The organism is Secundilactobacillus similis DSM 23365 = JCM 2765 (assembly GCF_001311075.1).
GTDB classification, from domain to species: domain Bacteria; phylum Bacillota; class Bacilli; order Lactobacillales; family Lactobacillaceae; genus Secundilactobacillus; species Secundilactobacillus similis.
Map to the genome: position 1 here is coordinate 1 of NZ_BBAD01000114.1, position 7,998 is coordinate 7,998.

3 protein-coding genes and 2 pseudogenes are annotated in these 7,998 nt (G+C 47.8%); 2 read left to right on the plus strand and 3 right to left on the minus strand.

Annotated features, from left to right (window positions below; translation table 11 throughout):
- Window positions 1–62 precede the first annotated feature (62 nt).
- From dnaB to JCM2765_RS15400, 3 genes and pseudogenes are all read right to left on the minus strand, one after another.
- Window positions 63–1,450: pseudogene (dnaB, locus tag JCM2765_RS15390) on the minus strand (replicative DNA helicase).
- A gap of 112 nt (window positions 1,451–1,562) precedes the next feature.
- Window positions 1,563–2,014 (minus strand): annotated as a pseudogene (rplI, locus tag JCM2765_RS15395) (50S ribosomal protein L9).
- A 134-nt stretch (window positions 2,015–2,148) separates the two neighbouring features.
- The gene (locus JCM2765_RS15400) at window positions 2,149–4,173 is read right to left on the minus strand and encodes a DHH family phosphoesterase (protein WP_082405176.1); all 2,025 of its coding nucleotides are present in this window, start codon (window positions 4,171–4,173) and stop codon (window positions 2,149–2,151) included.
- Between the two features lie 191 nt (window positions 4,174–4,364).
- On the opposite strand from JCM2765_RS15400, the gene JCM2765_RS15405 reads away from it, so the two are divergent.
- Complete coding sequence (locus tag JCM2765_RS15405; RefSeq protein ID WP_082405177.1) at window positions 4,365–5,729, plus strand: DHA2 family efflux MFS transporter permease subunit; 1,365 nt, start codon at window positions 4,365–4,367, stop codon at window positions 5,727–5,729.
- Window positions 5,730–6,296: 567 nt separating this feature from the next.
- Entirely contained in the window at window positions 6,297–7,313 is a 1,017-nt protein-coding gene (gene adhP, locus JCM2765_RS15410; RefSeq protein WP_054737454.1) for an alcohol dehydrogenase AdhP, read from the plus strand.
- Window positions 7,314–7,998: the final 685 nt, after the last annotated feature.

The window sequence follows — 7,998 nt, forward strand, 5'->3', positions numbered from 1 at the left end:
AAACCCGGGATTTCTGGCGAGGAGGCCTTATGCTCCAGTCTTTAACCGCTTTGCTCCGCTCTCTACTCCGGTGTATACGCCACCGAAGAAAACTTATTAAACGACTTCACAAACAACAGCTTCACGGTCCCACGTGGACCCGACCGGTTTTTTTCGATAATGACTTCGACTTCACCCACATCTTGGATGCCTTCGTCGTTGCCACCACCGTTATTATCGTTGTCGTCATCATCGCCGTCTTCTCGCTCGTAATAGTCATCACGATACAGGAAGGAGACGATGTCGGCATCTTGTTCAATTGACCCTGATTCACGGATATCGGACAGCACTGGTCGCTTATCTTGACGTTGTTCCACGCCACGAGACAGTTGTGACAGTGCGATGACCGGCACATGCAGTTCCTTCGCAAGCTTCTTGAGTTGCCGCGAAATGGCTGACACTTCTTGTTGTCGGTTTTCGGCGCCGCTACTTTCGATCAGTTGCAGATAATCCACTAAAACTAGTCCTAGATTACCATTTTGTTCCTTATCCAACCGGCGGCATTTTGCCCGAATTTCGGACATCTTGATGCCGGCCGTATCGTCAATGAAGATCTTCGCTTTGGATAAACTCCCCATGCAACGATTAAACTTTGCCACTCGTTTTCTTCCAACTGCCCCGTCCGCAAATGATTGGCGTTGATACTGCCTTCCGCACACAACATCCGGCTGACCAATGACTCGGCACTCATTTCCAAACTGAAGATGGCAACGGCCTTATCCGTTTTCGTCCCCACGTTTGCGCAATGTTCAACGCAAAGGCGGTTTTCCCAACAGCTGGCCGCAGCCAAAATCATGAGTTCATCATCATGGAGCCCGGTCGTCATCTTATCCAAATCCGGATAGCCCGTCGACAACCCAGTAATTGTGTCACCCTGTTGTGACAGACGATCAATTTCTTCAAACGTGTTATTCAACACGTCTTTGATCATCTTAAAACCGGATTGATTCCGCGCTTCGGTAACGTTCATGATGGCCTGTTCAGCACTATCCAATAACTCCGAAACGGGCGCATCTTCGGTATAGCCTTCCGTGACGATCTTCGTCGCCGTTTGAATCAACCGCCGTAACGTCGCCTTATCGCTCACGATTTTGGCGTAGTAGCCTACATTGGCTGCCGTTGGAACGGAGGTGGCTAATTCACCAATGTATGGCATGCCACCAACATCGTCCAGCTGATTTTGCCGAGTTAACTCATCGGTAACGGTCACCACATCAATGGCTTCGTCCCGGTCATTTAAGTCGACCATCACTTGGAAAATCAATTGGTTAGCGCGTCGATAGAAATCCTCAGCTTGAAGCTGTTCCATTGCATCAACTAACGCGTCACCACTAAGAAAGATCGCGCCTAACACCGCTTTTTCGGCGTCGATATTTTGGGGTGGCGTTTGATCCCTTAACCCTTCACTCATACATACTCTCCTAGCTCTTAACCGCAGACAGGGCCGCGACAAGCTTACTTGCCATCGACCCTGTCATTAACGCCATTTCAACGACTACCGATTGATATCGGTAGCACCGTGGTTACTTTTCGACCACGTGGACCCGAATCTTTGCGGTCACGTCCTGGTGTAATTTCACTGGGACGTTGATGAAGCCCATCATCTTGATGGGTTCCCGTAGTTCGATTTTTCGCTTGTCCAATTTAATACCATACTGCTTTTCTAAGGCTTGGGCAATTTGTTTGCTTGGGATCGAACCAAATAAGCGACCATCAGTGCCGGCCTTGGCTGTCAGATCAACGATTGTCTTGCCGTCTTCCAAGGTCTTCTTAACAACTTCAGCCTCTTCTTTAAGCTCTTCTTCACGCTTAGCTTCGGCCTTTTGTTGGCCCTTTAATTGGCTCATGCTTGGCTCGTTGCGGCCTTCGCCTTGCCCTGCTTAATTAAAAAGTTTTGGGCGTACCCGTCAGGCACATTCTTAATTTCGCCGCGCTTGCCTTTACCGCGAACGTCTTGTAAAAAGATTACTTTCACAGTAAGTCCTCCTTTAATCAAATGTGGCGGTAACCGTCGACATTTTTATCATGATCTCATGCGCCAAATCACCGACATCATCATCGATTTTTCAAACGCACGCTCGTAAAATAACTCTACCATAATTGGGCCAATTATTCACCCTCAGATGTGGTCGTTTCAGACTCGGTATTGGTCAAAATACCGACCAGTTGGGCCTTCACATCAGCCACCGTACTGTCAGCAATTTGTGTCGCCCCACTAGACAGGTGACCACCGCCACCCATCTGTTCCATAATGACTTGAACGTTAACTTCGCCCATGCTCCGAGCCGACACACCAATGCGTCCGTCTTCGCGGTGGGTGATGACAAATGACGCGTCAACGCCGGACATGTTCAGTAAGTCATCCGCTGCCTGAGCCGCTGTGACTGGATCATAAATTTCATCCGGTTCACCAGCCACCACGGCCATATCCGGTGTCACAAATTCAACCAATTCAATCAGATGATTGCGTTGTAAGTAACTATCCACGTTTTCCTTCATAAACTGCTGCATTTGAACCGAATCGGCCCCGGCTGACCGTAAGTAACTGGCGGCGTCGAAAGTTCTTGAACCCGTCCGCAATGAGAAGGATTTGGTATCAATAAAGATCCCCGTCAACATGGCGGTTGCTTCAATCTTGTTGATCGGTTCGCTCTCTTGAGATTGATACTCAAACATTTCCGTAATCAACTCACAAGTTGAGCTGGCGTAAGGTTCGATGTAAACCAGCATCGGGTTTTCAGGGAACTCCTCGCCCCGCCGGTGATGGTCAATGATCATGACCCGGTTTTCAAGGCGTTGATAGAGTTCTGGTGAAATTGACAACGATGGCTTCGAGTGATCCGCCATGACCAGCAGACTTTGTTTGGTCATCTTGCTGAGGGCTTCTTCAGGTGTGATGATCGATTCAAAAATCTCTGGGTAATCCCGTAATGAAACCAGCAACCGTTGCACATCCGAGTGGACCGTTTCTTGATCCAGCACAATGTAGCACGGCTTTTGGTTCATCTGCGCGATCCGCCGAATCCCCAGACAAGCCCCAATCGCATCCATATCGGGCTGCTGGTGTCCCTGAACGAAAACCATATCAGCCTGTGACATCAGTTCTTGCAAGGCTTGAGAGATCATCCGCGCCCGAACCCGTGTCCGCTTCTCCATTGGATTGGTTTTACCACCATAGAAGCGGGCCTCGGCATCCTGAGCCCGAACGACAACTTGGTCACCGCCTCGGCCTAACGCCAAATCAAGGTTGCTCTGCGCCTGATCCGCTAACCGGGTTAAATCAGAGCCACCGTAAGCGATCCCGATACTTAACGTCAACGGGAAGTTTTGCTTGGAGGTACTCTCCCGAATCGTGTCTAAAATACTAAACTTGTCCGCTTCAACGGCCCGCATTGCCTTCGCATACATGAACACCAAAAAGTGGTCGTCATCCAGCCGTTTGAGGTACATGCCGAAACGTTGCGCCCAAGCCGACAGTTCGTTGGTTACGTAGTTTCTTAAATTCGAAATATCCTGATCCGTCATCGACTGGGTGATTTCGTCGTAGTTATCCAAAAAAACTTGGCCAATTGCAACGCGTTCATTTTCATAACGCTGTTCGATCTGAGTAAAGTGCGTCACTTCCATCAGGTAGACCGCTCGGAAATCCCGTTGCACTAAAAATGAAAATTGGCGGTCATTCCAAGTCACCGTCTGTGCGCCGTCATCGTCAACGTGGTCCATAATGAGCTTTTCCAACTCCGGATCAACGTCACTTAACCGGCGACTTAACACTGCTTGGTCCCCAAAATATTGCTGTAGGTACGGATTGACCCATTCAATGGCATCGTTATCGCCAAAGATCAGCACCCCAACGGGCATATCGATCAGTGCCTCTTGTTCACCCCGGTTGATCCGGAAAGACAGGTCAGCAATGTAGCGGTTCATGTCGCCGCTAATTTCGTTCATCGTGTTGAACGCGAAGATCAAACTCGTGATCACCGCCGCTAACGCTGCAATCCCTAAGATCCAGGAAAACAAAAAGGCCAGCACGATGCCAATCACAGACAGCACCATGATAAACAGGGCGAGTCCCCGCAGACGCTTATTTCTTAAAAATTCAGGTAAATTATCCCGTGAAAAAAAGCCGTTCATTCCCGTGCGCTCCTAATTTAGTGGTTGCTTTGTAATGGGTATATTTTATCACAAATGACGTTGGAGGGTGGGCCAAAACCGTACAACTAAATGGGCGTGTTCGAAAAAAACACTTACGAAGCCGCAAATTTTCTGGTAATGTAACCAACTGTTTACATCAATTATTTTCAGAAAGCTGGTCAATTTGCCTTATGGAACAAGAAGCAACTTTTAATGCCAGCAAGCCACGGGTGGTTGTTAAACACCCCGCACTCGCGATGGCAAGTATGTTAATCGGCGCCTTTGTCGGTATGTTTTCAGAAACATCCCTCAATATTGCCTTACCGAAACTAATGGTAAGCCTGGGCGTCACTACAGCCACGGTTCAGTGGTTGGTTACTGGCTACATGCTGATCATTGGGGTTATTTTACCCCTCAACAGCTTGATTACGAAGTGGTTTACCACGCGTCAAGTTGTGATCTTTGGACTCCTCGATTTTCTCGTTGGGGCCATCATCGCCGCTTTAGCCCCGAGTTTTCCGATTCTATTAGTTGGTCGGATGATCCAAGGGATTGCGACTGGGTTGATCCTTCCGCTGATGTTTGCGGTCGCCATGCAGGTTTTCGCGCCCGCTAAGTTGGGGACGGCGATGGGGGTCTGCGCCCTCGTCATCATGTTTGCGCCCGCCATTGGCCCGACGTTAACTGGTCTGATTCTCGCCAAACTCTCTTGGCACTGGATCTTTTGGGCCTTCGTCCCATTCTTAGTGATCGCCCTCTTCTTCGCCCTCACGTCATTGGAAAACGTCGGCGAATTAACGCGGCCTAAAGTCGACGTGTTATCGATTCTCAGTAGTGTCATCGGCTTCGCAAGCGTCGTCACTGCCGTTAGTTTCGCCAGTTCTCGCGGTTGGGGCTCACCACTCGTGTTAGGCCTCTTAGTCTTCGGGATCGTGGTCTTGGTCTTCTACGCTTATCGTCAACTGCACATCGCCGAACCAATTTTGAACCTGAAGATTTTTGCGAAACCCGCCTTTCGGGCCGGCGCGCTTATGGTGATGCTTGATTTCGGGATCATTCTTTCAGCAATGTACATCTTGCCAATGTATATGCAAAAAGGACTGTTGTTGCCAGTCGCAATGACCGGGATCATCATGTTACCCGGTGGGATCGTTAACGCATTGGTTTCCGCCGTTTCCGGTCGGTTATTTGATAACTTCGGTGCTAAATGGCTCACCCGAATCGGCTTTATCATTGCCGTTATCGGTGGCGTGATGTTACTCACCACGGGTACCCACACCGCAGTTGCCTTCGTTATCGCCGCCCACATCATTTTGATGATCGGCTGTCCACTCGCGATGTCGCCCGCTCAAACCCACGCTTTAAGCGCCTTAACTGGCCCAACTTCCGGTGATGGGAGCACCATCATGAACACCCTTCAGCAAATCATCGGGGCCATCGCAACCGCTTTGGCAACCAGTTTGTTGAGTATGGGCCAAGCGGCTAGTCACCTGAATGCCAAGCGCTTTCACGGCCGGCGTTCACGTTGCCGTTTACCTGCGTTGTCTTGGCAGTGATCGCATTAGTTATCGCCTTCACAACCCGATCATTTCGGAAAACGGAAAATTAATCATCGTCACGACAATTCAAAACCATTATCATTTTTAAATAAATAATCTGACCTAATAGTTAAAACTAATACGCATTCATAAAATGGATACAAAGTTGATTTGGTCTACTTCAAAATAGGTGTGCTACGATGCTGATACTAAGCATTAGTAGCGCACCTATTTTATTATCGGCCTACCTCATTTAAAATGTTAACGTTATCGTTAGTTTTATTGGTTGATTATTTGTATCACGTGATACACATTTTCTTTTACGCTATCACTATTAGAAATAATTATTTAATTTTAATATTTTAATAAGTTCGTCATCAAACGATTGTTTTAAGATAGCTATTGCACAATTGTTCGTATCTAGCTGAAAAAATGTCACTCTTGTACATTATTTAACAATTAATTCCGAGTTTTATATGCTAACTTTTAGTCAACGAGAAATCCCGGCCTTGACAAAATGACAGCGCTTTCATAAACTAGATATGTTGGTGCACGACCAATACGTTGGAAGAAGGTTTCATTACTATGAAAGCCGCTGTAGTACGTTCAAATTCAGATGGATATGTTGACATTAAAGACGTTAAATTACGTGATATCAAGGCTAACGAAGCGTTAGTTAAGGTAGAGTACTGTGGCCTGTGCCACACCGACCTTCATGTTGCCAATGGTGACTTTGGCGAAGTGCCAGGTCGAATCATTGGCCACGAAGGCGTCGGCATTGTTACAGAGGTCGGTGATAGTGTTACGAGTATCAAACCAGGCGATCGCGTTTCGATTGCATGGTTCTTTAAGGGTTGCGGTCACTGCGAATACTGCTTAACTGGCCGCGAAACATTATGCCGCGACGTTGAAAACGCTGGTTACAACGTCGATGGCGCTATGGCTGAAGAAGTCATCGTCGACGCCGATTACGCCGTCAAAGTTCCTGACAACCTCGATCCAGTTGCTGCCAGTTCAATTACCTGTGCCGGTGTGACCACCTATAAAGCACTTAAAGTTGCTAATATTCACCCAGGTGAATGGATTAGTATCTACGGTGCCGGTGGTCTGGGCAACTTAGCCATCCAATGGGCTAAGAATGTCTTCAAGGCACACGTCATTGCGATTGACATTAACGATGACAAGCTCGAAGCTGCCAAAAAGGTTGGGGCTGACTTAACCTTCAATTCTAAAGAAGCCGATTCTGGCAAATGGATCCAAGAACAAGTCGGTGGCGCCCACGCTTCCGTGGTAACCGCCGTTTCACAAATTGCCTTTGATCAAGCCGTTGACTCCGTTCGTGCTGGTGCACGGGTCGTTGCCGTTGGTTTACCAAAGGGTAAGATGGAATTATCCATTGTTAAAGTCGTCCTTGATGGGATTCAAGTTGCTGGTTCATTAGTTGGTACCCGTCAAGACTTAGCTGAAGCCTTCCAGTTAACTGCTGAAGGCAGCGTTAAGCCAATTGTTGCAACTCGTAAATTGGACGAAGTAAATGATATTATTGATGAAATGAAAGCTGGTAAGATCGAAGGCCGGATGGTCGTTGACTTTACTAAATAATTAGTGTTAAACGAAGAATTTAACCTTCTCAACTACAAAACTACAACCTACAGATAAACGAGTCATCCCTCTCAACGATGACCCGGGGCGCCGCCAAGATAGATAAGTGTTCGTAACAACTTGTCGACCTTGGCGGGCGTTTTTTTGTTGTGTCAGGTCGCTTGTGTCCAGCGTAAGCATCTTTAGCTTTAGTTTGTGAAGTGCGGTGATTTGCTTGAACTGTCGATTCCGGTAGTCAACTAGGTTCCTGCTGTGGGGCCGGCCTGAGCCAAAAGGCGGTCTCAGTCCTCGAATTGAAGCCTCGCCAAAAAACGTGCGAGTCTTCAATTCGTCCCCGATAATTGGCGGTTGTTGGAAAATCATCAACAACCACCAATTATCGCGACACAGCATCCACCTAGTTGACTACCTGCATCTCACATTGCGCAATTCGGCGCTATTGCAGAGCATCTCAAGTGTTTAATTGCATGTTTAACTACGAAATTACAACGATTTGTTTCGCCAAACGTGGCACGCAATAGTATGCGTACAATCGTTGACTTATTGCGGTTACTGTACATTAACCACAATCGTTTCTGCAGTTGTTGAGGTACCAGCTAACGTTTTCGTCAACTTCAGAATGTGACATCTGGCAGTTTTGATTATCGACAGCGCACCATGTAGCGGGAGGCGGAGGCGCGCGAGG